Raw genomic sequence first — 25,657 nt, 5'->3', positions numbered from 1 at the left:
CTCGCCAGGACGAACTCCATCGACGGCGCTCTGTCGTGAAATGAAGGCCGATTCTGTCGCGATCGTCGCTCTGCCGGGGTAAATGCGCCCTGCCCGCAGGACTGGCCGCCGTCTTCTGAAACACGACCCAAGAGCGACATTGTGGCCCGGGCCTTGGGAACGCCTACGTGTGGCGTGAACTTGCCGGGGCCGCCATCACGCGACCATCTTCTCCGCAGGCGAGGATGTTGCCGGTTGGGGGCGTTCCTGCCAGGGGGACGCACGAATCAAACCGAGGTTCTTCGGGACAAATTGCCTAGACGGTATGCTAGATCGCCTGCGGCTGCACGCGGCGCCGGCCCGCCGTTGGCAGGTTGTTGCTGGCATCTTGGTGCCGCGGGGCGACGAAATTCACAAAAATCTCGAAATCCGGTGTAACCGAATCGATAAACCGGCCATTACTACTGTAGCGCACCTGTATTCGCGGTCGCCGGACACTGTTTGTGCCGGGGCGGCTACCAAGTGGGTTGACGGTTGAGTGAACCAACCGAGCAAAGCAATCTGGCGAGGAGTTTGGAGGGAGACGGGGAGGCGTACGCGCGCATCGTAGCTAGCTATCAGACTCAGATCGCGCGCCGCATGCGGGTGTTCGCCAACGATCCGGCGGTTGTCGAAGAATTGGTTCAGGAAGTGTTCGTCGATGCCTACTTCAGCCTTCCCAAGTTTCGTGAAGGGAACTTCCCCGGATGGCTGAAGCAAATCGCGACCCGCGTCGGATACCGGTATTGGAAGAAAAACCGCCGTCGCGCGGAATCGGGCCGCGACGACGAATGGTGGCGCCAGTTGGCACAACACAAGATCGAAGTGTTGGATCGGGCGGCAGTCGTCCGTCTGGTCCGCGCCCTGATGGATCGGTTGCCTCCGAGAGATCGGCTGGCACTGGTCTTGATTTACATCGAAGGTCACAGCATCGACGAGGCCGCGCGACTGGCCGGCTGGTCAAAAACTATGGTCAAGGTGCAAGCATTTCGGGCACGTCGCAAGATGCGTGCATTTTTTGCCGAGCTAGGCATCGACAACGTTCAGTCGGCATGCGAAACGGTGGGGGACGCCATACATGAACGACTTTGAGCTCCTCAGGCAGTTTGGCGCACAAATGGGTGCCGATGCAGATGTCGCAATTGACGTGAGCGATCGGGTGATCCAGCGGATCAGGCACGGCCGGTCCAGCATGATTGATCACCGTTTGTCGCTGGCCTCGATAGGAGCTTGTGTACTGTCGGCGGCAGTGATCGCGGCCGCATGGTCGACGCAACCGGCGAATGACAACTTGGCCTCTCTTTCCGACGCCGCTGTCATGGCGACGGGCCCCGACGCGTTACGGAGCGTGATCGAACCATGATGCGCTTCGAAGAAAGTGACGAAATGGGAGGAAACGTCGGCAGCGCGACGATGGAGGCACGGCTTCCCTCAGGGCGGCGCAATCGCGCCCGGCCGTGGATTTCGCTTCTGCTCGTGATGGTCGTATTCGTCGCGGGGCTGCTTTGTGGCGCGGCGGCGATGCGCGCATTCCCGAGGTCGAGACAGCCCGAGGATTGGAGCGATCTGCTGAGCCGCGTCGCCAATCGGATGCAAAGAGACCTTGACCTGACCGAATTGCAGCAGGCAGATATTCAAGCGATTGTCCGCGCGCATCAACCCGAACTGGATCACATTCGCACGCACACGATACGGGAAATGCGCACGGAACTGCAACAAGTCATGGACGAAATGTGCAAGGCCCTGACTACCGAGCAGGCGAACCAATTCCGTTCCGAGGCACAGCCACGCCTCGACAAGTTTTTTCCGGCCGATGGCGAACCAAACGCTCACGATCGCACGTCTAACTAGCGTTTAGTTGCATCGATGCGACGCAAATTGTAATCGAATGCCATACGGCCCCCGACCGCTTACGTCCACCACAGAAAGGTTTGTCATGCTGCGTTCGAACCTCGCCGTTGTTGTTTGTGCTGCGGTGGTCTGTTGCGGGACCAGGGTAGGCGCCGTCGAGTCGAGCTCAATCGGCCAGAAGATTGACGACTTTTCCCTCAAGAATCAATTCGGCAAGGAGTATTCCCTGGCCGACGTGAAGGATGCCGACGTGGTAGTCGTGGCTTTTGTCGGCGCCGAATGTCCGCTGGCCAAACTATATGGTCCGCGGCTTGCCGACCTGGCGGCGAAGTTCAAAGATTCCAAGGTGGCGTTTTTGGCCATCGACTCGAACCGGCAAGATTCAATCGAAGAGATTGCCGCCTATGCCTCACGGCACCACATCGACTTTCCGCTGCTCAAGGACGCTGGCAACAAGATAGCCGATCAATTCGGTGCCGAGCGTACGCCGGAGATGTTCGTGCTCGATAGCAGCCGTGTGGTGCGCTATCACGGCCGCATCGACGATCAGTATGGATTTGCCGACGGCGTCGGCTATCAGCGCCCGGAAGCGACGCGCGGCGACTTGGCCGAAGCGATCAACGAACTTGTCGCCGGCCAAGGGGTTAGCGTGCCAAGTACAGAGGCCGTCGGCTGCAAAATCGGCCGCGTTCGTCAACCGGTTGCCGATGCGAAGATTACATACAGCAATCAAATCGCGCGCGTCTTTCAGGATCATTGCGTCGAATGCCATCGCCCGGGCCGGATCGGTCCTTTTGCCATGACCAGCTACGACGAAGTCGCCGGCTGGGGCGAGATGATTCGCGAGGTGGTCGACCTGGAACGCATGCCGCCCTGGCATGCGGACAAGGGGCATGGCAAGTTTTCCAACGATGTGCGACTCAGTGACGAGAACAAGAAGCTAATCGCCGATTGGGTCGACAGTGGATGCCCCGAGGGGAATCCCGCCGATCTACCGAAGCCGCGAGAGTTTACCGATGGCTGGGTGATTGGCGAGCCCGATCAGATCGTCTACATCGGCGACGGGCCGGTGGATGTGCCCGCCGAAGGCGTGATTGAATACTACCACTTCTCGGTCGATCCCGGCTGGACAGAGGACAAATGGCTGATGGCCGCCGAAGCCAAGCCCGGCAGCCTGGACACGGTGCACCACATTCTAGTTTTCGTGCAACCGCCGGGTGCCGGCGGTGGATTTTTGGGTCGTGGCGATGCGAATCGCGGCGACACAAAAGGCGACCAAGCCAAAGGTGGCGATGCCAACCGGCGCGGGCCGAACCCGAATAGACGGCGCGGCGGGGGTGGTGGGATCGAAAGCGGAAACATGATTGCCGGCTACGCGCCGGGCATGAACCCCATGTTGCACACCGATGGCACGACGGCCATGCACGTAAAGGCTGGCTCCAAGCTCGTGTTTCAATTGCACTATACGCCCAACGGCACGCCCGCCAAGGATCGCAGCTATGTCGGTCTCAAATTCACTGATCCTGATAAGGTCAAATGGGTGGCCCGCAGCACATCGGTGGCCAACATGTTGTTCGCCATTCCGCCGGGCGACTCCGACTACCAGGTGACGGCCGAAGGCAAGTTCGAGCACGATACGCTCGTCGCCAACTTGACTCCGCACATGCACACGCGGGGCAAGTCGTTCCGTTACGAAGTCACCTACCCCGACGGCAAGCAGGAAATCCTACTGGACGTGCCGCGGTACGACTTCAACTGGCAGACGACGTACCTGCTGGACCAACCGAAAATGCTGCCGAAGGGGACCAAGCTCGTCTGCACCGCCCATTGGGACAACTCAGAGGAGAATCTTTCGAATCCCGATCCCAACAAGATCGTGACCTGGGGCTCGCAAACGTTCGAAGAGATGATGATCGGCTTCTACGTCGAGGTGTTTCCCAAGGGTGAGATGCCCGCGCGACCCTCGGGGGGGCGCTCGTTTGAGCAGTTCACTCCCGACAAGGTGTTGGCCGCTCTCGACGTCAACAAAGATGGCAAGCTCACGAAGGAAGAAGTGCCTGGTCGGATTGGCGAGCGTTTTGACCTCGTCGATCAAAATCACGACGGCGCATTGAGCAAGCAGGAGTTGGAAATGCTGCTGACGCTCATGCGTACCGTTACCGGCGGCCGGCAATGAGCAAATGCCATTAGGCGGCAAGCGCCTAGTGCGAACGAGAATTGTAAATCGCGGTTCGGGCGCAAAAAACGTCTATAGACATTTGAATTGCGATCAGACTTTGTTCTTTAAAAGGATGGGCGAGACCATGCGAGATTTCTTTGCGCTGCTGGGATTGGCGGCGTCGACCATGTTCGCTTGCCACGCGACGGCCGCCGAAGGCAAGCCGGATATTGGGGCGCCCGTTGCTGCGAAGTCGCCGGTGGGCAGCAAGATCGCGCCCTTCACTCTCAAGGACTTCCGCGGTCAGCAGTATTCGCTCGCAGACTTCCAAAGCAAAAAGGCGGTGGTCGTCGTTTTCCTCGGCGCCGAGTGCCCGATCGCCAAATTATATGGGCAGCGACTGCAGCAGCTTGCGACGGAGTTTGGGTCGCAGGACGTCGCTTTCTTGGGCATCGATGCCAACCGGCAAGACTCGATTTCCGAACTTGACCAGTTTGCCCGAACTCATGGTCTCACTTTCCCGCTTCTTAAGGATGTTGGCAATGCGGTTGCTGACGCGTTTGGCGCCACCCGCACCCCGGAGGTTTTCGTCCTCGACCCGCAGAGCATTGTGCGCTATCACGGTCGCATTGATGGGCAATACAGTTTTGGCGCGGGCGTCGGCTATGCACAGCCCAAGGCCGAGCGCCGCGACTTGGCCGAGGCGCTCGGCGAGCTGCTGGCCGGCAAGGAGATTAGCGTCGCATCGACCGACGTGAAGGGATGCCTGATTGGCCGCGTGCGTCCGCCGAAGGAAAAATCGGAGGTCACGTATTCGAATCAGATCGCACGGATCTTCCAGAGCCGTTGCCAAGAATGTCATCGCGACGGTCAGATCGGTCCATTCGCCATGACCAGCTATGACGAAGTAGCCGGTTGGGGCGAAATGATCGCCGAAGTCGTCCGCGAGCAGCGGATGCCTCCCTGGCATGCGAACCCCACGCACGGCACCTTTGCCAATGATGCGCGATTAAGCGATGACGAAAAAGCCCAGATCTACGCTTGGGTCGACAACGGTTGTCCCGAGGGGAACGCGGCCGACCTGCCGAAGCCCAAGGACTTCGCGGAAGGCTGGCTGATGCCGCAGGCGCCCGACCAAATCGTTTATATGACCGACGAACCCGTAAACGTGAAGGCCGACGGTGTCGAAGCCTATCGGCATTATGTCGTTGACCCGAAGTTTACCGAAGACAAATGGGTGAAAATCGTCGAGTGCATGCCAGGTAACCGCAAGGTCGTACATCACATCATTGTGTTCGTGCAACCTGCAACCGGAGGCATGGGGCGTGGCGGCTCGGGCGGCGGCGGAGCTGGCGGTGCCGGTGCGGGCGAAGGGAGCCAGAACGTAGCACGCGACGAAGACGGCAACTCTCAACAAGGCGACGGCAATCGTGGCGCGGGAACTGGCGGACGCCGCCGCGGTGGACCCCTGGCCGACAACGATATTTCGGGGTTTGGCTTCTTAGCCGGCTTTGCTCCAGGTACACGGCCCGTCATCGCGCCTGACGGAGTGGCCAGGAAAATCCCTGCCGGTTCTAAGTTGGTCTTTCAAATGCACTACACGCCTTGCGGGTCGGAGCAGACTGATCGCAGCGCGGTGGGGTTGATGTTTATGGACAAGAAAGATGTAACGCACCAGATGTCGACGACCAACGTGTCGTACCATCAGTTGAACATCCCGGCCGGGGATGCGAACTACACGGTCGAAGCCGATAAGACCTTTACCCGCGATACCCTGGTGATGTCGATGTTCCCGCACATGCACATTCGCGGCAAGTCGTTCCGGTACGAAATAACCTATCCGGACGGCAAGCACGAAGTGTTGTTGGACGTGCCGCGGTATGACTTCAATTGGCAGAATAGCTTCATTCTTGCTGAACCGAAGTTGATCCCGCAAGGGACAAAGCTTTTGTGTACCGCGTCGTACGACAATTCACCCGAGAATCCTTACAATCCAGACCCAACCCAGACGATTCTTTGGGGCCCGCAGACCTGGGACGAAATGATGATCGGCTGGTACGACATTTCGTTGCCCATCGCCGAGGTCGAGAGCCTGCTGGAGAAAAAAAAGGCGCAGGATGAGAAATCGGCGGATGCGGCCGGCGGCGGCTCTGCGAGCGATTAGCTTCCCTATACCGGGGTTGTGAGCTTTTTGCGCGGGATATTATCGATTTCGGCGGACTTGCGTTCACCGAGGGTCAACTACGACCACCATTTTTTCGTTCGCTTCGTTGGCCTCCATGACGCGATGCGCCTCGCGGATGTCGTCGAAACGAAATACGCGAGATGGCTTGGCATCGAACCGTCCTTCGGCCACCTTGTGAGCGATGTCCTGCAATGGAACGTCGGACAGGGGGAACTGCGGCGTGCCAAAGACGAAGCTGCCAAAAAATGTCAGGTAGACGCCGCTCGCCATTTGCAGCAGCGGGTTGAAGTCGGCGATCGGAGCAAGCCCTCCCAGCCAGCCGGCAAGGCACGCCCGTCCGCCTCGGCGAAGCATGTCGAGGGAATCCAAGATCGTGCTGTTTCCCACGAGGTCCAAAACGGCGTCAATCTGTTTCGCTTCAGCGATTCGTTTGGAAAGATCCGGACCTTCTAGTTCGACGCGCATCGCCCCTCGATCCTCGAGTTTCCTGAAACGGTCACGATTGCGTGTCGTGGCAATCACCTTGACTCCGGCATCCACCGCCATATTCAGTGCCGCCAATCCAAATGATGACGTTGCGCCGCGAATGACGAGCGTCTGTCCCTGCTTGATGTCGAGATTTCGAAACAGGCACGACCAAGCGGTGGCATATGTCTCGGGAATCGCAGCGACCTCTTCCCAGGGCAGAGCAGTTTGAATCTGAGCGACGCCGCTCACGCGTGCTCGCGTAAACTCCGCGTAGCTTCCGTTGATCGTTCGACCAAGACCTCCCATTAACGCGGCAACTTTGCTCCCCACGGCAAACTCGCCGCCTGGACAGCTTTTCACGATCCCGACACATTCAATGCCGCTGATAGGCATCGATTCAGCCCATTCGCCGCGGCGCACGTGCATTTCAGCGTGATTGATGCCGAAGGCCTTGATCTGGATGACGACATGGCCTGGCTGTGGCTCGGGTTCCGAGATGTCCTTGAAAACCAGAACATCCGGTCCGCCGAAATGATCAATGACAATCACACGCGCGGGGATATCCTCTCTTAAGAAAGGGGGCGATTGGCCCTAGGCTATGAGAGCGTGGCCTTCGCCGCGGTGAGAATCAATTCCGTGACCGCGGCGGGTGCCGTTAACAACGGCGCGTGGTCGACCTTCTGGGCGCTGATAGTCGCTTGCATTCGGTTCGCCATGAAGTGCTGAGTCTTCGGGTTGATCATCCGGTCCTCTTCGGCCAACAAATACCAAGTGGGCTGTGACCTCCAGAGTGGTCTCGGGGCAGCTTCCTGAATGCACTTCACCGCAATGGGCCGCTGCACTGCTTTGGAAAGAAGCACTTGCTCTTTGCTGGCATGATGCGCAAAGGCGTTGCCGAATCCGTCGTCCGGCATCCATATGAGCCCGTCTGTGTCGGGGACGAGCTTGGGAGCCTGGGGATGCGGTTCATCCTTGTAAAACACCTGAGCAACGGTTTCGCCTTCGTCGGGGGCCAAGGCCGCGATGTAAACGAGTCCCTTCACCCGGTTATCGTTCACGGCCGCGATTACTGCCCCGGCATAGGCATGAGCAACCAAAAGGATCGGCCCTCTGGTTCTGGTGATCACCCGCTGCAATGCCGCTGCGTCATCGCTCAAAGACGTGAGCGGAATTGGAGCGGCGATTACCTGAAGCCCTACTTTGTCGAGCGGAAGGATGATACGGCTCCAGCTCGAGCCATCCGCCCAGGCACCGTGAACAAGAATCACGGTCGCGTCATTTTGAAACCCCACGGCTGCACTCCCGCCCAACGTGTGAACCAAGATCGAAGGTGCTATGTGAAAAACGAGCGAATCTTGCCAGCGATAAAATCGCAATGCTCTTCGAGCGCGAAATGTCCGGTATCGATGAGGTGCAGTTCCGCCTTGGGGATATCTCGCAGATAAGCCTTGGCACCTTCGATGGTGAAGAACGGATCGTTTTTCCCCCATACGATCAACATCGGCGGCTGATACTTACGAAAATATTCATGCCAGCCGTCGTAAAGCGCGACGTTGGATTGATAATTGTGCAGCAGTTCCAATTGGATCGCGGCATTGCCGTCGCGGTCGAGGAAATGCTGATCCAAGGTGTACGAGTCTGGATTGATTGCCGTAGGGTTCTGGACGCCGTGCGTGTACTGAAACCTGGTCGTATCGAGCGTGACCATGGCACGCACAGGCTTCTCGGTCTCGGCGTTCCGGTTCTTCCAAAACGGTTTCATCGGATCGAAGGCCGGCCCAATGCCCTCGATGTAGGCATTGCCATTTTGCACAACGATCCCTTCAATGGCATCCGGGTGCTTTGATGCGATACGGTAGCCCACAGGTGCCCCGTAATCCTGCACGTAGATGCTGAACTTCGTGAGTCCGAGGTTGCGGAGAAGCAATTCCTCGACGTGAGCCGCGAGGTTATCAAACGTATAGGAAAACTCGTTCACGCGGGGAGCATCGCTATAACCGAATCCGACATAGTCAGGGGCGACGAGGTGAAACTTGCTGGCAAGTTGGGGAATCAGATCCCGGTACATGTGCGACGAGCTTGGGAAGCCGTGCAGCAAGACCAGGGTCGGCGCGTCCGGGGCGCCAGCTTCACGATAAAAATGCTGCTGGCCACGAACGGTTGTAGTCTTGTAACGCGTCATGATGCACCGACGATACACGGTCGGACCACAGGCTTTGGAGTCTCGATATTCAAGGTTCTAAGCGCGCCAGCCTGACGCTGCAAATGGAATGCCTGACGGCCAACGTGGAGGCGACCTGACCACGGATAGAAAGCCCGTTGCGCCGAAGCGGTTCGTGGATTGCCTAGTGCTGTTCTTAATCAGGCGTGGATCTAGCTTTGTGCCGTTCCCTAAGAACAAAGATCAATCGGTTATTTGGCGGCGCCCGTGCTTTGAAGCTAACGACTTGCCCCCAGTGCATCTCGGTGCAGTGGCGTTGTTTGGGACGTGCATTTAATGCCTTCCTGGGTTTAGCATGTCGCGCAAGCCCCTAGATCGACGACCCCTACTCGAACCGACGTTTTGCACGCAGGGCATTCAAGCTGGTTGCTGGCTGACCATTCTGCGCTGTCTGGTTATCGGTGCCCCAGTTCGCAAAGGTGCTGCTGACCGTCGCTATCAGTTCGCCCGCGGGCCGTTGAAGGCGGCACAAATGATGGGGCAGCGGCCGTGTCGACGACGACGGATCAGGTGCTGTTAGTCGAGTCGAACAATTAGGAAAACTGACTGCGCTGGATGCTTTCGGCCGCACGGAACGAGCCATTGCCGTCTGCGTCCCAGGTAAGGCCCTTGGTCGCGTGAGCGTTGGTCCGCGATAAGAGCTCGCTGACGGAAATGGACACGTTGTCGTCTGTGCCCTAGGCGGCTCCGATCTGGCGCGGTGCAACGGCGCCTGGGCGTGTCAAGATCGGCCGATTGAGTTGGTCGGGGTTTTCCACAGCGTATATCGCCGCCGGCCCGTAGAAACGCACAACGCCGTCGAAAGTCGCTTCGCGCGACTGCATTGTTTCGCGAGCACGGACCGTGCAATCGTGTACGTGGAAAAACGTATCGGGTCGCCGGCAGAGGCATACACGGCGGGCGATGCATACCGGCGACCCTGACCCGTGAACGGAGTGGAACACGGGCTGGACGCACCATAAGCTGGCCCGCCGAGTATCACAAGGCACCTTCCGGTTTTGGAAGTATCTTCCTCGTCTGGCCATCGCTGCATGCCCCACAGAGCGCGCGACGAACTGCACGTGTTGATCGTCTGTACCGTTCGGCCAGCGAGAAACGGCTAAAGTCGACCGAGCTCGCAGCAAGAATCGTCACAGCCGACGATGCGCTAGGACTGACAGATGCGCCGGTCTGCCGATGGCTGCTTGTTCCGTCGCCCGGCAACTCGTATTGTTGAGTTTTCCTGGTACTCGCGGGCACAGTCACCCACGGCGCACATGAACATACTTCAGAATCGTCTGATAGCCATTGGCGACGTCCATGGTTGCGTCCACGCGCTCGACGCGCTGCTGGAAGCCATTGTTCCGGCGCCGCAGGATCAATTGGTTTTTTTGGGCGACTTGATCGACCAAGGACATGACAGCTGCCAGGTGCTTGACCGTCTGATCGCACTCAAGCAACAGTGCCAGGTGATACTGATTCGGGGCAACCATGAGGAGATGTTGTTTGCGTCCCGCGATAGCGAACCGGCGTTGCGTTATTGGGAAAACTGTGGCGGAGTAACTACGCTCAACTCGTACCGATTCGGCGGAGGCTTGGACGCGATTCCCGCCAGGCACTGGGGGTTTCTGGAGGAGTGCCGGCCCTATTTTGAAACCGACGAATTTATTTTCACGCATGCGCACTACCTGCCTGACCTTCCCATGAGCGCGCAGCCGGATCATCAGCTGCGCTGGGCCTTATTCGATCCCGCCGAAATGCGGCCGCATTATTCAGGCAAGCCTGTGATCGTCGGGCATACGGAGCAGGCCGATTGCGAGATTAACGACTTGGGTTTCGCCGTGTGCATCGATACCGCCTGCTGGCAGCATGGCTGGCTAACGGCCCTCGAATTGCACACGAAGCAGCTTTGGCAAGCCAGTCGGTGGGGACTGTTGCGCGATCAGGACGAACCGACGCATCGCGGGCGATTGCCGCAGTTGGTGCGCGCGGAACGCGAATGAGGCACGCTCGTCGCATCGCGGCCGTGAGAGCAATTGGTATTTAGGCGCCGTTGTCAGAGCAGCGGTTGCCAAACCGGCACGTCCTCAACGGTGCGCGATGGCCAGCCGAAAATCTCGGGATGGAGCAGGCCGGCCAGGATCTCGAGGCTGTCGACGATCCGCGGTCCAGACCGATTGAAGTACGCATTGCCATCCACGGCGTAAACCCGGCCGGCACGCACTGCCGAGAGCTCATTCCAGCCCGGTATTGCCGTGAGCACACGAGATTCCGTCACGGCGCGGGCCAGGTCGAATCCGCACGGCATGACGAGCACGACCTGCGGGTCAAAAGCGATGATGTCGCGCCAGTCACCGTACGTGCTGTGCCGTCCGCCTTGCGGTAACGGTTGCACGCCGCCGGCCCATTCGACGAGCTGGGGCATCCAGTTTCCGGCCAGCATGACGGGCTCGATCCATTCGATAGCAGCGATTCGCGGCCGATCATTCGCGCCCAGGCGGGCAACGCGTTGCTGCACCTGGGTGACGCGCTGGCGAAGGTCCGTGACGTACGACTCCGCGGCCCTTTGCGCTCCGGTGGCCTCGCCGATGCGGAGGATGTCGGTCAGAATGTCGTCGAACGTCATGGGATTGAGCGCCACGACTTCCGTAGCAGAAAGCGCGGGCTCGGAACGCACCAGCGATAGCACGTCTTCGTACTTCACAGCGCAGACGTCGCATTGCGCCTGAGTAACGATCAGTTCTGGCGCCAATTGTGACAATCGCGCGCCGTCAATTCCGTACAGAGCTTGCCCTGCGGCCAGCATGTGCCGCACCTGGGCGTCGATCTCGCCGCTGGTGGGCGCGGCCACGTTGCTGGTCGTAACGCGAGGCTTGCTGACCGCTGCGGCCGGGTAATCGCATTCGTGGCTGATGGCCACGACCCGGTTCCCCAAACCAAGTGCGTACAGAATCTCGGTGCCGCTGGCCAACAGCGATGCAATGCGCGATGGATAGGCAGATTGAGTCACGGTTGTATCTCTAGCGATCTGGATAGCCGGCCGGCCGCCACACGATTTGGCGACAACTGGTTGGCATGTTGAGACCCTTTCGCCACGCCTGCCGCCAGCGCACAATAATGACATTCTAATGCCAAGGTCACCAGCCGTCGTGGAAACTACAGGAGCCGTTATGAACCGCCTTTGGCACAGATTGTCGTTCTGCTGGATCTTCGCAGCGAGCTTGCTTGCGGCGGCGCATGTAGATGCGGTCGAGGTCGTATGCCATCGTGGCGCCAATGAGTATGCGCCTGAGAATACCATGGCTGCCACCCAGCTTTGTATCGATTGGGGCGTCGCGTACGTCGAGGTCGATGTGCGGACCAGCAAGGACGGGGTGATGTACCTCCTGCACGATCCGTGGCTAACCCGCACGACTAACGGCAAAGGGTTTCTCTCGCAACTAACCAGCTCCGAAATCGACGAGCTCGACGCGGGCAGCTGGTTCAACAAGAAGTTTGCCGGTGAAAAGGTGCCACGGCTCGATCCCTACTTGCGGGCGATCAAGGGGAAGATCAAGGTCTATTTCGACGTTAAGAACGCAGACCTTAAGCAGCTGATTGCCATGGTCTACGACGTGGGGATGGAAAATGACTGCTTCTTCTGGTTCGATCGGGCCGATCGGGCACTGGAATTCCGCGAGCTCGACAAGAAACTGCCGCTGAAAGTGAACGTTGGAAACGTCGACGACGTGCGCGATGCTGTCGAACGATATCAGGCCAACATCGTTGAAACGGGGCTGCGGCAACTCAGCCCGGAATTGAGCGAGGCCTGCCGCGAGCGAAATCTAAAAATCATGGTTTTGCAAACCAAGAACGATCCGGCTGCCTTCCGCCGTATCGTGGAATTGAAGGCCGACATGGTGAACCTGGATCATGGGGACGTGTTCCTGAAGATAGAGCGAGAAATGACGGGCAAGGCTGCGCCGGCCGCCCCGGTGGCGAACTGATCCGCTCAGCGGTTCGGTCCCGCGCGTTGTAAACGGAGTTACGAGACAAGCTTGCGCCGCCAAGGGAAAAGTGCCGCCCGGCCTGCTGCTACGGGACATTCCGCGGCGCGGCCGCCGTTGACCCCCTTTTTCGCTGCCACTATATTCGGATTCTTCGCGGATGGTGGTTGTAGCTCAGTTGGTTAGAGCGCTAGATTGTGGTTCTAGAAGTCGGGGGTTCGAGTCCCCTCAGCCACCCTTGGGCAGGTGATCTTTGGTTTGACCTCTCTTGGTCGCACGCCGGGCCGACGTTTCCGGCGGTTCGAGATAATTGTGCCGCTGCCTGGCCGAGGCCGGTAGCCGACGTCTGAGGCGAGCCGGCTGGCCTCCCTAATGAAAAATCGGCGTCGGAACTCCAGATTTCGCAGCCAGGCACTGGACTTTTACGGCTATCTGGCCTCCAATAGGGCTGCCAGTTCGGGTTAGTAGTCACGTCGCGACGGGAATAGGGTCTCGACCTTTGTGTCGGTACCGTCGCATCGTGCATACGGGGGCGCGTTATTCTGCGGCCATTCGAGCCGCCACGCGCGAAGGAAGTTCTCTGTTATGTCCCTCAAATTGTTTGCGGTGTTACTCTGCGCACTCAGTTCGCTGGCCGGGTGCAATTGGCAGAATGCGTACATTGAGCCAGTGAATACGCCGGCGCCACCTGCTAATCCTCCGGTCACGGCGAGTACTCCGCCGCAGCCGGCAAACTCTGGTCCTGCCTGGCCTGCTGACGTGGTCGAGATCGCCCTCCCGCCCACCGGCTACACTTGGGCCATCCCCTGGTGCGAGGCGGTCTGCGATACCTCGCGCCGCACCGAAGTGGGGACGGTTTCGATCAGCTATTTAAAGTTGCATGTGATCATCAAGGGTGAGCATTTCGTCGCGATCAATCAGAGTTTTGGTTCCACCATGTGCGGTGGTTTGTACATCCGCAGCCCCTGGTTCGGATACGGCACGACGCTTGCCGGCACGTACGATCCGATGCCCTTCACCCTGTCGGGCGGCTATGCAACCGTGCAGCCCAGCGACCAGCAAGACAAGGTCTATCACTGGTATTCTTGCGGGCGCAGCGACATCGGGAAGCCAAGCAAGGTGTGGGTCGAAGCGCGGGTGAAGATCACCGGTTCGGCCTGTTTCCAACTCGGCTGGGATTACTGGAATGCCGAGGAAGACGGCGATGCGAAAGAAGGGGGGAGCACGCGCTGGTATTACGACAGCGATGCTCCGAACTGGACCGTGATCACGCTGGGATACTAAGACCCCGACTGCGAACTCGACGGGTTCCGCTGCGCGTGCCCCTATTCGTCACGCTAGAATCATCTCAGACGGCGCCTGCCGTCGGCAAAAGTGCGCCGTTAGAAAGTCCCGCGCGCTGAGGACGGAGCGCGGAAGGGGCGCACGGAGCGGGCGAATCTGCAAGATTTGCACCGCGCCGTCGAATAGCATGGCAAACGATCCTCGGTTTGCCAATCTCATGCGGGGGGACATCGATGCGCTGCTCGGTTGCCATTCGGTTGGTCGTGCTCGCCTTATGGCCACTGGTCTCGGTGGCCACGTCGGCCGATTACAGCCCGGAAGTGCAAAAAAGAATCGCGGCGGTCGAACAAGGTTTGATTCCGGCCGTGCGAATCAAGGGGCGGACGGTGCCCAAGTCGATCACGGACCGCTTGGCGCAAGATCACGTCCCTGCTGTCAGCGTGGCGGTGATCAATAATTATCAGATCGAATGGGCCAAGGGATATGGCGTCGCCGATGCCACGGCCGGCGGGCCTGTGACTAGCGAGACGCTATTCCAGGCGGCCTCGATGAGCAAGCCCGTCACGGCGCTCGCGGCGCTGAAGCTGGTCGAAGCGGGAACGTTCGAATTGGATGCCGACGTCAATAAACAGTTGAAGTCGTGGCACGTCCCGGAGAATGACTTTACGCGTCAGCACGCTGTGGATTTACGCGGCCTGCTCAGCCATACGGCCGGCCTGACCGTACACGGTTTCCCCGGTTACGCCGTGGGAGCGACGCTTCCCACCGTGCCACAGATCCTCGACGGATTGAAACCGGCGAACACCGCGCCGGTACGCGTCGATAAAGTGCCGGGGCACGGTTTCCGCTACTCGGGCGGCGGCACAACGATCGTGCAAATGCTGTTGACGGATGTGACGCAGCGACCGTTCGCGGACCTGATGCGCGAGACGGTGCTCGCCCCACTGGAAATGTCCTCCAGCACGTTCGCACAGCCGCTGCCAGAGAGCTTGCAACCACGGGCAGCGACGGCACACAACGACCGGGGCCAGCCGGTCGTGGGACGATGGCACGTCTATCCCGAGCAAGCTCCGGCGGGACTCTGGACAACTCCCTCGGATATGGCGCGCTACGCGATCGAACTACAACTGACCCACGAAGGGAAATCACAGAGAATTCTGAGTCGTGAAATGATCGACCAGATGCTCACACCGCAAGGGGGTGGCCCGGTCGGGCTTGGACCCTTTCTAGTCACACGTGGTACGACACGGCGTTTTGAGCATGGCGGCGGAAATGAGGGCTTCCGCTGCAATTTCATCGCTCTGCTGGATCGCGGTCAAGGTGCGGTCGTGATGACCAATTCCGACGCCGGCAATCGAGCCGTAAACGAAACCATGAACGCCATCGCGATTGTCTACGCATGGCCCGACTTCCTGCCGGAAGAGCGGGAAATGGTTCACAGCGAGGCCGACCAATTGGAACGCTTTGTCGGCAGTTATGCGCTGAATGCCGCTTCGGTGGCGATGGTCTCGCGGCAAGAGGACCGTTTGTTCGTCAAACTGCCCAGGCAGGCGGCCTTCGAGCTGTATCCACAATCCGCGACAGAATTCATTACCGAAGAGCCCGAAGTTAGCGGCGGTTGGGTTATCGATGCGCAGGGTGCGATCGAGGCGGTGACTTTCAACTTCGACGGCCGGCGGGTGCGCGCGAAGCGGGTACCCTAACCGGCGCCGATGGGACTGCGACGACGAGCACGTTGAAGCACGTGCGAGATAAATCGTCTTCATTGGCTGCCGCAGTTATTGCAGCACGAACGATATAAGGCGTTTAGACGGCGCTGTCGTAACGCATGATGAGCACCGTTGCTGCCAGCACCACGCCCGCCCCGGCGAGCGCGAGCGTGCTCATCCGTTCCCCCAGCAGGGCGCTGGCCAACAGCACGCCAAATAGCGGCACCAGATACAGCGCCGCCGAGGCCACGGTGACGGGAATGTGTTCCAGCACATAAAAGAAAAGCAGCATCGAGACCGTGTACATGAACACGGCCAGAAAGGCCAGGGCGGCCCAGCCTCGTCCGTCGAGCGCGGCGAACGCGGCCGGATTGAGCGGCTCGCACCATAGCAGAAGCGGCAAACTGGCGAGCGAAGCTGTGATATAGCTGTAGATGAGAATCTCGACTTCGTGAAACTTCGTCATCAGCCCCTTGCAATAGACGTTGTAAAACGACGAGCCCAGGCAGCCCAGCAGAATCAACAAATTGCCCCTCAGATAGCCGCGTTCGAGAAAGTCGCTTTGCTCGAGGTCGTTAACGGACATTAGCGCGACTCCGATAAGGCCGATGAGCAGGCATAAAATCCGCAGCCGGGTTAGCCGCTCGCCGAGCATCAGCGATGCCAGCAGGGCGCTAAAGACCGGGATCAGCAGGTTGAGCACCGCGGCGTTCGACGCCAGCGACTTCATCACTCCCCATGTCATCCCTAACTGTGCCAGTACCTGCCCAGCGATACCGGCGATGGCGAAATGCAACCAGTCGCGCGGCGTCGGCCAGGAAGTCTTTTTATCGCGACGCCGTAAGCGCACCAATAATGGCAACAGCAAAGCCGTGGCCACATAGAAGGGCAAGAACGTGATCGTGATCGGTCCCAGCGTCGGCGGCGCATCGGTCCCTTCAACGGCGGCGTCCGCGGGTGCCAAAAACTTGACGGCGGTTCCTTGGGCCGACCACATCAAGCTGGCCAGTGCCAACAAAAACAAAAACCACAGCCCTCGCGAGCGGCGATCGACCGGCGGAGTTGGTCCATCATGCGGCATGGGAACGACTTGCTTTGGTTCTTTTATAGCTCACCACGGAGACACGGAGGCACGGAGAGAGACTGACGGCCGTGTAGGAATTCGGTTTAACCACGAATCACACGAATGACACGGATAGGAACAAGACATCGACACCAGGCGTAGGAGCAATACATAGGAACGACGCGTAGGAATGCAATGGTGTGACCTCCCCGAACACTGGAAAATTGCGGTCGAGTCGATGCGAGATCGCCCACCTCTTCGAATTCGTGCAATCCGTGTGATTCGTGGTTCTAACGTATTTCTCTTCATCCTCTCCGTGCCTCAGTGTCTCCGTGGTGAACGTGCAATCCTCTTGATTGACTACGAAGCACTTGGGGCAAGCTCGATCACGCCAAAGCGATCGGCGCCGGGCGAGCTGCCGCGGAACACGTAGGGTCGCGCGCCGCGCGCCTCGGCATAGTGCTTCACGAGGCATTCGAAGGCCGGCTCGCTGTCCGCTAAGCCCAAAACGGCCACCGTTCCTCCGGCGCCACCGCCGGTAACTTTCGCGCCGAAGATGCCTCGCGCGTGACCTTGCTCGCGCGCCAGCCGGACCAGCAGGTCGGTCGCCTCGTTTCCGAGACCGGTCTCGGTATAGCCATAGTGCGATTGATACATCAACTCGCCCATCAGGATCGCCGCCGAGCGCGCGTCCGTCGCATCGGCGCCGCGGGCCAACTCGGCAAACATGCGCACGCGTTCATTCTCTTCGACGGCGTAACGCGTACAGGCCCGCACGGCGTAGTCAATTTCTGGTCGCGCCTTCGTAAAGGGATCGACGTGCTCATGAGCGACACGCAGATATTCGGCGCCGCTCATCCGGTCGGGCAACCTAGATTCGAATCGCTCGCGAAAGAGCGACGGCGAAAGATTGGCGAGATATCCAGCAAAGCGGTCATCGGTGAATCGCGGAATCGGCGACGCGTCATCGGGACGCACGGCGATCTCTTCCCAGTCACAGATCAGTTTATAACCCATGTAGGCAGCCGCCCGGGCCGCTTCGTATTCAATGCCCGTCACGGCGTGCGACACGCCGGAGTCGATGGCCCAGCAGGTCAGATCCGCTGGCAGCCGCACCAGCGGTTGTGGCACACAGGGCTGACATACCAGTGGCAGCACGCATCCTTCGTCGCCAAGCACGACCGCGATTTGATCCATGATGCCGCAGGCGCTTTCGGCGATGACGTTTTCGGCCCACTGGCAGGCCTCGGCCAATGCGACTCCTTCGAGCGGTATGCCGTATGCGCTGGCCGCGGCCTTCATCACGGCAACTTCGATCGCGGCCGACGAGCTGACCCCCTTGTTCAAGGGCACATCGGACTCGATGTACACGGTGGCTCCCTGCCGCACGCGCTTGGGCGCCCGCCAGCGAAGCCAATAGAAGAGCCCCAGCACATAGGCCGTCCAACGAATCGTAGGATCGCGATTCACCAGCTCGCGGACACGTGATTCGTCCGTCAGGTCGTCGAGCGCGAATTCGACGGTGTGTTGCCAACCCTGTTCGGCAAGCTGGGGATTAACAAGAACAATGCGGCCGTCGCGGCGCCCTTGTACGGCGGCCCAGGTGGCCTCGCGGATGGTCGCTTCGAAAACCATGCCGCCGGTATAGTCGTCGTTGCCCCCCATCAAGTCGAGCCGCCCAGGACTGCGGGCAATAAAAATCGAGGAATCGAGCGAGAAGAGTTGCTCGTCTCGCTGCAGTCCGCGCACCGTGGTGGGAAAGTCTTTCATGCCAGCGACCGAATCGAATTAATCAGATAGTCGATGCCGTCGCTCGTCAGCCGCGGATGAATTGGCAGGCTGACGTAGCGCGCGAAAAGTGCTTCGGCGATGGGGCATTCTCCCTCGCTATGTCCCAACTGGCGATACGCGGTCGTCAAGTGCATGGGCATGTAATGCGACCAGACCTTGATCCGTTTCTTCGTATACAGCTCCCACATGAAATCTTCTTTCGACAACGGGAACTCGTCACCGAGTAGCACGCAATAAATGTGGAAAGTATGTACCACGTCCGCAGAGACGTACGGCAGGCCCAGCCCAGGAATGCCAGCCAGTCCTTGGTCATATTGAGCCGCGATCTGGCGGCGGCGCGCGTTGAAGCCATCGAGTTTGGCTAATTGTGCCAGCCCCACGGCGGCCTGCGCGTCGGTCAGGCGGAAGTTGTATCCCACGTCGGCGAAGTCCAACATCCAATAGCGCTTGCCCATGGGGCGTTCGCGCTCGTCGATCGGCAGATACTTTCCCTTGGGATCGTAAGTCAAACAGCACAGCGAACGATAGGAAAGGAGCCGCTCGTAGAGTTGGGGATCGTTTGTGGTAACCAGGCCACCTTCGCCAAGCGTGACCATATTCTTCTGCTGATGAAAGCTGAAGACGCCAATGTCTCCCAAGGCTCCGGCCTTGCGCCCCTTGTATTCGCCGCCGGGAGCGTGGGCACAATCTTCGACGATCCGAATGCCACGCGGCTTAGCCAGGGCCACCAGCGCGTCCATGTCGCAACATTGACCGTACAAATGGACCGGTAAGATCGCCTTCGTTCGGGGCGTGATCTTGGCAGCGACTGCGGCCGGGTCGAGATTAAGGGTGCGGGGGTCGATGTCGGCGAACACGACTTTGGCCCCGCGTGCCGCGATTGCATTGGCCGTGGAAATCCAACTCAGCGGCGTCGTGATCACTTCATCGCCAGGGCCCACACCGGCCGCGATCATGGCCAGTTCGAGCCCCATCGTCGCGTTGGCCACGGCCAAGCCATAACGCGTGCCGCAGTAGGTGGCGAACGCTTCTTCGAACTGCTTGACGCGTGGGCCGCATGAGGGGGCGCTAGCGGCCAGTACGTCGCGCAGAGCCGCGGCTTCTTCCTCGCCATAGGCGGACCCGTGGTTGAATTCCAGTTCGTGAATCGCCTTAGGCAGTTCCATGCACGGCTCGCTTTATGACCTCATCGCAGGTAGGAACGCGGAATCCGATCAAATGGGGGAGTCGCTCGCAAACCAGAAAGTCGTCCGTGCCGCGCGGTGCGCGTCCGGCGATCGGTTCGGTCTGCGGGCGGACAAGCTCTGGTGGTGCCCCTAACTCTACAGCCAGCCGCCGCGCGAGTTCGTAGCGAGACATCTTATCCGATGAGCCGATATGGAAAATGCCCGCCGCATCTTGCCGTAGCAGTTTCACCAAAAGTGGGGCCAACGTGCCGACGTCGATCGGATTGCGAAACTCATAGCTGGGCGACCGTACTTCGCGCCCGGCGCGCAACGTATCGGCCAGCTTGTTGACGTAAGAGTTATTGCCCGGCGTCGGGGAAAGCCCCAACACCAGCGAAAATCGCACGATCACGGCAGTGGGCAGCAGTTCTTGAATGACGGCCTCGGCACGGGCCTTGGTGCGGCCATAAAAATTCACCGGCGTAGGCTGGGAATCCTCTGGGTACGCGGCCAATGTGCCGTCGAACACGGCATCGGTCGACGTAAACAATAATCGCGCGCCCAAACGTTGACACTCTCTCGCTACGTGCAACGGCCCAAAATAGTTTACTTGCTCGGCAAGGACCTGTTCCTGCTCACATCGATCTATGTCGGCCATCGCCGCCGTAAGAATTACGGCATCAGGGCGGACCGCATCGAACGCCGCGCGCACGCTGTCGGACTGTGTGATGTCGATCGACACCGATTTCGACGCCTCGCCCGCGGCGCGGCGCAGTCCTGCCACAACATCGCAGGCCTCGGCAGCGGTGCGTGTGATTTGCGAACCGACAAAGCCGCCGGCGCCTATAACGAGCAGTCGTGGTCGAGTCTGGGGCATGCTCTTTCGCAACGCGAGTGAGTATCGTATCGGAACGTCGACGCATTCCAGCGGACACGCCGGCAAACAAAAAGTCCGTGCAACGAACTACGGCTTGGCCGCCAATCGTTCGATCGCTCGCCACAGTCGCAAGGGATGATCGGTCTGAATCAAATCGATGCCCCATTCGATCGCCTGGGCGTAGCCGTCGACGGTGGTATCCCCCTTGGCGTCGGAGAAGACTTTGATTCCGAGTTCGTGGCAGTGCGCGATATAGTCGCGAGACAGCAGCTTCCAGGGCGTATCGACGGCATAGGGAGCCAATCGCTTGGCCAGCGTGTCGACGTGGCTGACGGTGCCGACAGGAGACAACAGCCGGATACGCGGATCGATCTGCTTCAATTTCTCAAGGTATACCGGGCCCTGATAAACGACCGTGCGTTCGACCAGTCCATGCCGCGCGACCGCCGCTGCCAGAGCCTCGGGCGTGATGTCCTTGGCGTCGAAGTACAATCCCATTTGCGGCGGGAAGTGAGCCAGGTATTCTTGCAATTCGGGAACCGGCGTGCCTACGAAGGGGAGCCCGAACCAACTCCCCGCGTCCAGCCCGCCGAGCGTCTCAGCTGTGTTCTGGCGAACCCGCCCGTGGCCATCCGTAGTACGGTCGAGCGTACCGTCGTGTAGCAGGTAAAATGCCCCGTCGCCGGTCGTTTGCACGTCGATCTCGACGAAGTCGGCCAGCATGTGGTCCGCTTTTTCGAGCGACGCCACCGTGTTCTCCGGCGCATAACGCAACTGGCCGCGATGGGCGGCGATCTGCACGGGCCGCTTGTCGACGCGCCGCGAGATCGCATCGACAAGGAACTCTTCTGGCAAATTCGTGCGGACGGCATCCACGCCCGCGGCTGTCAACTTTTCCCACATTTCGTGATTGTCTTGGCCGCTGCAACAATCGGCCACGATGGACATTGTCGAGTTGTGCAATGCCCGGCAGATTTCGGCAGTGGCGAGCGCGGCCGGCAGCAAGATGGCATTGGGCTTTGTCTGGGCGGCCCATTGAATGATGTCCTCACTGGCTGGCGGTCGACCGAGAATTGCGATTTTGCCAGCCGCCGCGTGCGCGATTCGCGCGATAACGTCTGCGGTGCCGGTGACGGCTACCCGATCCTGCATGTCGGCAGTGTTCACTTCTTCGACAAGCTGCGCCGGCTCGACGTCTTGGCAGACCAGCACTAACCGAGTGTGGTTCTTGGCCAGATCAAGAGCTTCGACGAGCGAAAGCACCTTGGCCCCGGCAAAGCGCTTGGCGAACCAACTGCCGGCATCCAGCGCCTGCAACTCGGCCAGCGTGTGATCACCGACGGCGCCAGCGCCCGATGTTTTACCGTCGATCTGGTCGGTATTAAAAACAACGTGTTGTCCGTCCTTGGTGCGGCGTATTTCTAGTTCGACGTAATCGAGATCGTCTTCGCCGGCCATTGCCAGCGGCCGCGCCGTATTGACGGGTGCTTGTCGCGTGTATCCACCGGGCGCGACAACCAAGGGGCGGGCCCCTGGCGAAAGCGGCTCGAGAGCCTTGGCCAAACAGGGCGCTGCGGATCCGCATGCCGTGGCGATCAGCGTCGCCAGGATTTTAATCGTCGAATGAATCTTGAGCATCGGATGGGCTTTCGGGCGGGTGAATCTGCGGGCGGCGTGCGACAAATGTAGCGGCTTGGGCGACCTGGCGGGCGGGTTCCCGTTCGACCGATCAAACACAGTAGCGGCAACACGGACGTATTTCGTGGGTGCTGCTGAAGGCATCGAGTGTAACCCGCCGCCGCCGGCTCGTCATGCCAGGGGCAGCGCGGCGTCGCAGCGGGCGATATGGTCGTGAACTTTCACGATCACTTCGGCGTCGGGGTGCATTGTGGCGTTGCCCAATGTCGCCAGATGGCGGCAGGTGGCATATTTTGCCTGGCTGGCCGAGTATTTGGCCTGCCAAGCGTCGAAACGAGCCTGCGCCGCGCCCGTGTCGCGCGGCCAGGAAACGGCCGGTTTCCAAATCCCGCAGCGCCAGGGCTTGGGAGTGAGCCGCGCGCGAAACGAGGCCTGCGCCTGGCACAACCGCGTATAAAGCGGATCGGCGCCGAGTGCCACGAAACAGGCCTGCGTTTCGTCCCCCGTCGGATCGAACAGATCGTGCGTCGCCAGCAGCCGCAGCCCGGAATGCGTGCGGTAAACGCGGACATTCCAAGCCGGGTTGTCGCGGACAAAGTTCTCGACGCGCAGGCGGGCAGTTTGCTCCTGCTGTTCAATGGGGGCAACGGGGGAAGGCGGCTTGCGGCCCAACAGGGCGCCAAACATTTGACTCAGCGTGGCGCCTGCCCCGACTTCCTGAAAATCGATGTCGACAAACATGACGCGCGCCGTATTCAGCACGAGCGCCCCGTAGGCATTGCGCGTGACAGCGGCCGTGATCTCTCCGTCGGAGCTCGTGAATCGCTGGATGACCTCCTCACGCAACGGGACGTTGCCATAACCGTACCGGTCGAGCCGCTGACCACTGAGACGCGCACGCAAAATGCGCGCGGCTGCCGCCAGCGCAGACTCTTGGGCTTCGCTTTGACTGGCATCCGAACTGCGCCAACAAGAAAACGAGCGCGCCGCGCCGTCAGGCGCGGTTTCGTTGGCAGTCCCCTTTGCCCAATAGGCAGGAATACGCATCACACTTTTCCTTGCAGAGAGACACGAACGGTTTTTCCGTCCGAATGCGGATCGAACGACCGCCGTCGGTCTGGGTGCGTTCGGCGCACGAAGCGTTTTCTGGCGTGGCCCGCATTACCCAGCGGCGCGCCCTTGCGGCCGGAGCGACGTCAGCGTAACAAGGGGCACGTCCGAGAATCAATCGGAGAAGTAGCACGGATGAGCGAACCGACGAAACAGCAGCCGGTCGTTGCGACGCCGGACAACGGCCGCGGACGAACGTGGGTTAAAGTCGCCGCGGGGGGGCTATTGGTTGCCGTTGCGCTGTGGGTGGGCCGTTCTTTCGGCCATCACATCCCGGCGCTCGAAGATTGGGTGGCATCGCAAGGGTCATGGGGCTATGTGATATTCATGGCCGCCGTCGTTGTCGGCACTTCGATCTTTGTGCCTGATACGGCCTTTGCAGTAATGGCCGGGGCCCTGTTCGGCCTATTGTGGGGGACGGCACTGATGACGGTTGCCTGCTTGCTGACCGCCACGGTGAACTTCCTGCTTGGCCGGTTGTTCTTCGAGCGGGCCGTGCGCGCGCTGTTGGCACGCAAACCACAGTTGGCAGCCATCGAGCGGGCGGTGAATCGCGAAGGCTTTCGCTTTCAATTTCTGCTGCGGCTGACGCCGATCAATCCCGTCACGGTCAGCTACGTATTGGGGGCTACGGCGGCCCGCTTTCCGACATTCCTTGCCGCTTGCTTCGGGCTGGTGCCGAGCCTGTTTGTGGAAGTTTATTTTGGTTACGTGGCCAAACACGTGGCCAAGATGTCCGGAAGTGCGAGCGAGCATTCGACCCTGCACAGCATGCTTACTATCGGCGGCCTGGTGCTGTGCATCGCCATGCTGGTGTACATCGTGCGTCTGGCGCGGCGGGCGATTGCCGATAGTGAAAGCCAGGCATCCGCTACAGCATGAGAACGCGCCGCTAACCGCGACGGTCGCGGTTTTTCAGCTATGGCGTAATTTTGACGATCCGGTTGTTCGAGCTGTCGGCGATATACAGCGTGCCGGTGGGATGCACGAAGACACCGTGCGGTTGGTTTAATTGGGCCGCGAGCGGTGGGCCATCCAAGCCTGCGGCGCCGGCCTGGCCCGTCCCGGCGATGCGAACGAGCTTGTGTTCTGCCGGCAGATATTTTCGGATCATGTGGTTCTCTGTGTCGGCGATGACGACGTTGCCGTCGAGGTCGATGCAGAGATGCTTGGGACCATTCAGCGGCGACGGCTCGCGTCCCTCTTCGTCGCGACAGTCCTTGGTTCCTTTTCCGGCCACGGTGCGAATATGTCCGGCCGTATCGACCACGCGCAAGGCATTGCCGCCACGCTCCAGGATATAGATGTTGCCGCGCGCGTCGGCGGCCACGGCCCGCGGATCAGCCAGTGGCGCTTCGCGTGCCAGGGCGCCGTCGGTGGGCACTCCGCGCTCGCCATTGCCCGCCACGGTCTCGACAGTACCGGCCACGGGGTTCCCCGTATCGTCTATCGGATTGCCAGTGCCCGGTGCGAGCGTGATGGCGCGAATCCGCCGGTTATCGAGATCGGCGATCAGCAGTCTCCGGCCGTCTGGCTGTAAGGCCACGCAGTAGACTGCGCCGAACTCGGCCTTGTCGGCGGGGCCGCCATCGCCGCTAAAGCCCTTGCGGCCGGTACCGGCAAACGCGGTGATCGTTTTGCCGGCCGGGTCGAGCTTGCGGACGCGATGGTTCCAGGTGTCGGCAATATAGATGTCTCCTCTGGCACCGATGGCCAGGTTGTGCATGCCATCGAACGTGGCCGATAGCGCCGGTCCGCCGTCGCCGGAATTCCCCTTCTCCCCCGTGCCGGCGACAGTCTTCAACACGCCGTGTGCATCAACGGCGCACACGCGATTGCCGGGCATCTCGACGAAGAACAACGTGCCTGACGCGTTGAATTCGACGCCGAAGGGGCCGTTCAACTTGGCTTTGGTCGCCAAGGCCGGCACCTGTTCCTCACGGCCGCCCGCCACTAGTACCAGTTGCGCGGCCGGCGCAGCTGGCACAACGACGATGAAGATACAAGCGAAGGGAATCAACCAACGGGCCAAGGGCGAATGGAAACAACGCACCGTTTGTCCTCGAGTGAAATTGCCAACGCCGACCGGCGACATGCGATCGTAGTTCGTCGCGGCCATACCTTCAGACTGCGCCTGAAATGGTACGGTTCGC

At 60.0% G+C, this 25,657-nt stretch carries 21 protein-coding genes and 1 tRNA gene; 11 read left to right on the top strand and 11 right to left on the bottom strand.

Annotated features, from left to right (window positions below; genetic code table 11):
- The first annotated feature begins 513 nt into the window (after window positions 1–513).
- From VGG64_00185 to VGG64_00165, 5 genes are all read left to right on the top strand, one after another.
- Window positions 514–1,110, top strand: coding sequence for an RNA polymerase sigma factor (locus VGG64_00185; GenBank protein ID HEY1597985.1), 597 nt, complete (start codon window positions 514–516; stop codon window positions 1,108–1,110).
- Window positions 1,097–1,381: a hypothetical protein gene (locus tag VGG64_00180; protein ID HEY1597984.1), complete on the top strand. Its 285-nt coding sequence runs from the start codon at window positions 1,097–1,099 to the stop codon at window positions 1,379–1,381. Before VGG64_00185 ends, VGG64_00180 begins: the two co-directional genes overlap by 14 nt.
- Window positions 1,378–1,869: a hypothetical protein gene (locus tag VGG64_00175; protein HEY1597983.1), complete on the top strand. Its 492-nt coding sequence runs from the start codon at window positions 1,378–1,380 to the stop codon at window positions 1,867–1,869. The genes VGG64_00180 and VGG64_00175 overlap by 4 nt, the downstream gene beginning before the upstream one ends.
- A gap of 85 nt (window positions 1,870–1,954) precedes the next feature.
- Window positions 1,955–4,045 (top strand): redoxin domain-containing protein, encoded by a 2,091-nt coding sequence (locus VGG64_00170; GenBank protein ID HEY1597982.1) that lies wholly within the window; start codon window positions 1,955–1,957, stop codon window positions 4,043–4,045.
- A gap of 127 nt (window positions 4,046–4,172) precedes the next feature.
- On the top strand, window positions 4,173–6,191 hold the full coding sequence (locus tag VGG64_00165) for a redoxin domain-containing protein (GenBank protein HEY1597981.1): 2,019 nt from the start codon (window positions 4,173–4,175) through the stop codon (window positions 6,189–6,191).
- Window positions 6,192–6,254: 63 nt separating this feature from the next.
- On the opposite strand, the gene VGG64_00160 is transcribed toward VGG64_00165, so the two are convergent.
- Genes VGG64_00160 through VGG64_00150 form a run of 3 tightly spaced genes read right to left on the bottom strand, consistent with a single transcriptional unit; the run spans window position 6,255 to window position 8,862 of the window.
- Window positions 6,255–7,229 carry a zinc-binding alcohol dehydrogenase family protein gene (locus tag VGG64_00160; GenBank protein ID HEY1597980.1) on the bottom strand — a complete coding sequence of 325 codons (975 nt, stop codon included), beginning with the start codon at window positions 7,227–7,229 and terminating at the stop codon, window positions 6,255–6,257.
- A 47-nt stretch (window positions 7,230–7,276) separates the two neighbouring features.
- A complete protein-coding gene (locus VGG64_00155; GenBank protein HEY1597979.1) occupies window positions 7,277–7,972 on the bottom strand; it encodes an alpha/beta hydrolase in 696 nt (231 codons plus the stop codon).
- 41 nt (window positions 7,973–8,013) lie between these two features.
- Entirely contained in the window at window positions 8,014–8,862 is an 849-nt protein-coding gene (locus tag VGG64_00150; GenBank protein ID HEY1597978.1) for an alpha/beta hydrolase, read from the bottom strand.
- A gap of 1,295 nt (window positions 8,863–10,157) precedes the next feature.
- Between VGG64_00150 and VGG64_00145 the strand changes: the two genes are divergently transcribed.
- Window positions 10,158–10,883 (top strand): metallophosphoesterase family protein, encoded by a 726-nt coding sequence (locus VGG64_00145; GenBank protein HEY1597977.1) that lies wholly within the window; start codon window positions 10,158–10,160, stop codon window positions 10,881–10,883.
- Between the two features lie 53 nt (window positions 10,884–10,936).
- Here the strand turns inward: VGG64_00145 and VGG64_00140 are convergent, their stop codons facing one another.
- Window positions 10,937–11,890 (bottom strand): cobalamin-binding protein, encoded by a 954-nt coding sequence (locus VGG64_00140; GenBank protein HEY1597976.1) that lies wholly within the window; start codon window positions 11,888–11,890, stop codon window positions 10,937–10,939.
- Between the two features lie 160 nt (window positions 11,891–12,050).
- Here VGG64_00140 and VGG64_00135 point away from each other — a divergent pair, with 160 nt between their 5' ends.
- The 4 genes from VGG64_00135 (at window position 12,051) to VGG64_00120 (ending at window position 15,853) form a co-directional block, all read left to right on the top strand.
- Window positions 12,051–12,866 (top strand): glycerophosphodiester phosphodiesterase family protein, encoded by an 816-nt coding sequence (locus tag VGG64_00135; protein HEY1597975.1) that lies wholly within the window; start codon window positions 12,051–12,053, stop codon window positions 12,864–12,866.
- Window positions 12,867–13,029: 163 nt separating this feature from the next.
- Window positions 13,030–13,103: transfer RNA gene (locus VGG64_00130), tRNA-His, on the top strand.
- 348 nt (window positions 13,104–13,451) lie between these two features.
- Complete coding sequence (locus VGG64_00125) at window positions 13,452–14,150, top strand: hypothetical protein (GenBank protein ID HEY1597974.1); 699 nt, start codon at window positions 13,452–13,454, stop codon at window positions 14,148–14,150.
- A 233-nt stretch (window positions 14,151–14,383) separates the two neighbouring features.
- Entirely contained in the window at window positions 14,384–15,853 is a 1,470-nt protein-coding gene (locus VGG64_00120; GenBank protein HEY1597973.1) for a serine hydrolase, read from the top strand.
- A 103-nt stretch (window positions 15,854–15,956) separates the two neighbouring features.
- Here the strand turns inward: VGG64_00120 and VGG64_00115 are convergent, their stop codons facing one another.
- The 6 genes from VGG64_00115 to VGG64_00090 form a co-directional block, all read right to left on the bottom strand.
- A complete protein-coding gene (locus VGG64_00115) occupies window positions 15,957–16,940 on the bottom strand; it encodes a DMT family transporter (protein HEY1597972.1) in 984 nt (327 codons plus the stop codon).
- Window positions 16,941–17,282: 342 nt separating this feature from the next.
- Entirely contained in the window at window positions 17,283–18,692 is a 1,410-nt protein-coding gene (locus VGG64_00110) for a galactokinase family protein (protein ID HEY1597971.1), read from the bottom strand.
- Window positions 18,689–19,879: a DegT/DnrJ/EryC1/StrS family aminotransferase gene (locus VGG64_00105; protein HEY1597970.1), complete on the bottom strand. Its 1,191-nt coding sequence runs from the start codon at window positions 19,877–19,879 to the stop codon at window positions 18,689–18,691. The genes VGG64_00110 and VGG64_00105 overlap by 4 nt, the downstream gene beginning before the upstream one ends.
- Entirely contained in the window at window positions 19,866–20,756 is an 891-nt protein-coding gene (locus VGG64_00100; protein ID HEY1597969.1) for an NAD(P)-dependent oxidoreductase, read from the bottom strand. Before VGG64_00100 ends, VGG64_00105 begins: the two co-directional genes overlap by 14 nt.
- Before the next feature lie 87 nt (window positions 20,757–20,843).
- Entirely contained in the window at window positions 20,844–22,394 is a 1,551-nt protein-coding gene (locus VGG64_00095; GenBank protein ID HEY1597968.1) for a glycerophosphodiester phosphodiesterase family protein, read from the bottom strand.
- A gap of 171 nt (window positions 22,395–22,565) precedes the next feature.
- On the bottom strand, window positions 22,566–23,441 hold the full coding sequence (locus VGG64_00090; protein HEY1597967.1) for a hypothetical protein: 876 nt from the start codon (window positions 23,439–23,441) through the stop codon (window positions 22,566–22,568).
- Between the two features lie 198 nt (window positions 23,442–23,639).
- Here VGG64_00090 and VGG64_00085 point away from each other — a divergent pair, with 198 nt between their 5' ends.
- Window positions 23,640–24,386, top strand: a complete 747-nt coding sequence (locus tag VGG64_00085; GenBank protein ID HEY1597966.1) for a VTT domain-containing protein — start codon at window positions 23,640–23,642, stop codon at window positions 24,384–24,386.
- Between the two features lie 37 nt (window positions 24,387–24,423).
- On the opposite strand, the gene VGG64_00080 is transcribed toward VGG64_00085, so the two are convergent.
- Window positions 24,424–25,557: a hypothetical protein gene (locus VGG64_00080; protein HEY1597965.1), complete on the bottom strand. Its 1,134-nt coding sequence runs from the start codon at window positions 25,555–25,557 to the stop codon at window positions 24,424–24,426.
- Window positions 25,558–25,657 lie beyond the last annotated feature (100 nt).

Source organism: Pirellulales bacterium (assembly GCA_036490175.1).
Classification (GTDB): Bacteria; Planctomycetota; Planctomycetia; order Pirellulales; family JACPPG01; genus JACPPG01.
The sequence above is the reverse complement of the archived record's forward strand: the minus strand, read 5'-3'. Positions and strand labels throughout refer to the sequence as shown.

Excerpts from the sequence above, each read along its gene's own strand:
- VGG64_00165 (HEY1597981.1), top strand. The coding sequence starts at position 4,173 with ATGCGAGATTTCTTTGCGCTGCTGGGATTGGCGGCGTCGACCATGTTC.
- VGG64_00085 (HEY1597966.1), top strand. The coding sequence starts at position 23,640 with ATGAGCGAACCGACGAAACAGCAGCCGGTCGTTGCGACGCCGGACAAC.
- VGG64_00095 (HEY1597968.1), bottom strand. The coding sequence starts at position 22,394 with ATGCTCAAGATTCATTCGACGATTAAAATCCTGGCGACGCTGATCGCC.
- VGG64_00175 (HEY1597983.1), top strand. The coding sequence starts at position 1,378 with ATGATGCGCTTCGAAGAAAGTGACGAAATGGGAGGAAACGTCGGCAGC.
- VGG64_00115 (HEY1597972.1), bottom strand. The coding sequence starts at position 16,940 with ATGCCGCATGATGGACCAACTCCGCCGGTCGATCGCCGCTCGCGAGGG.
- VGG64_00145 (HEY1597977.1), top strand. The coding sequence starts at position 10,158 with ATGAACATACTTCAGAATCGTCTGATAGCCATTGGCGACGTCCATGGT.
- VGG64_00120 (HEY1597973.1), top strand. The coding sequence starts at position 14,384 with ATGCGCTGCTCGGTTGCCATTCGGTTGGTCGTGCTCGCCTTATGGCCA.
- VGG64_00110 (HEY1597971.1), bottom strand. The coding sequence starts at position 18,692 with ATGAAAGACTTTCCCACCACGGTGCGCGGACTGCAGCGAGACGAGCAA.
- VGG64_00100 (HEY1597969.1), bottom strand. The coding sequence starts at position 20,756 with ATGCCCCAGACTCGACCACGACTGCTCGTTATAGGCGCCGGCGGCTTT.
- VGG64_00125 (HEY1597974.1), top strand. The coding sequence starts at position 13,452 with ATGTCCCTCAAATTGTTTGCGGTGTTACTCTGCGCACTCAGTTCGCTG.
- VGG64_00150 (HEY1597978.1), bottom strand. The coding sequence starts at position 8,862 with ATGACGCGTTACAAGACTACAACCGTTCGTGGCCAGCAGCATTTTTAT.
- VGG64_00105 (HEY1597970.1), bottom strand. The coding sequence starts at position 19,879 with ATGGAACTGCCTAAGGCGATTCACGAACTGGAATTCAACCACGGGTCC.
- VGG64_00180 (HEY1597984.1), top strand. The coding sequence starts at position 1,097 with ATGAACGACTTTGAGCTCCTCAGGCAGTTTGGCGCACAAATGGGTGCC.
- VGG64_00170 (HEY1597982.1), top strand. The coding sequence starts at position 1,955 with ATGCTGCGTTCGAACCTCGCCGTTGTTGTTTGTGCTGCGGTGGTCTGT.
- VGG64_00090 (HEY1597967.1), bottom strand. The coding sequence starts at position 23,441 with ATGCGTATTCCTGCCTATTGGGCAAAGGGGACTGCCAACGAAACCGCG.
- VGG64_00135 (HEY1597975.1), top strand. The coding sequence starts at position 12,051 with ATGAACCGCCTTTGGCACAGATTGTCGTTCTGCTGGATCTTCGCAGCG.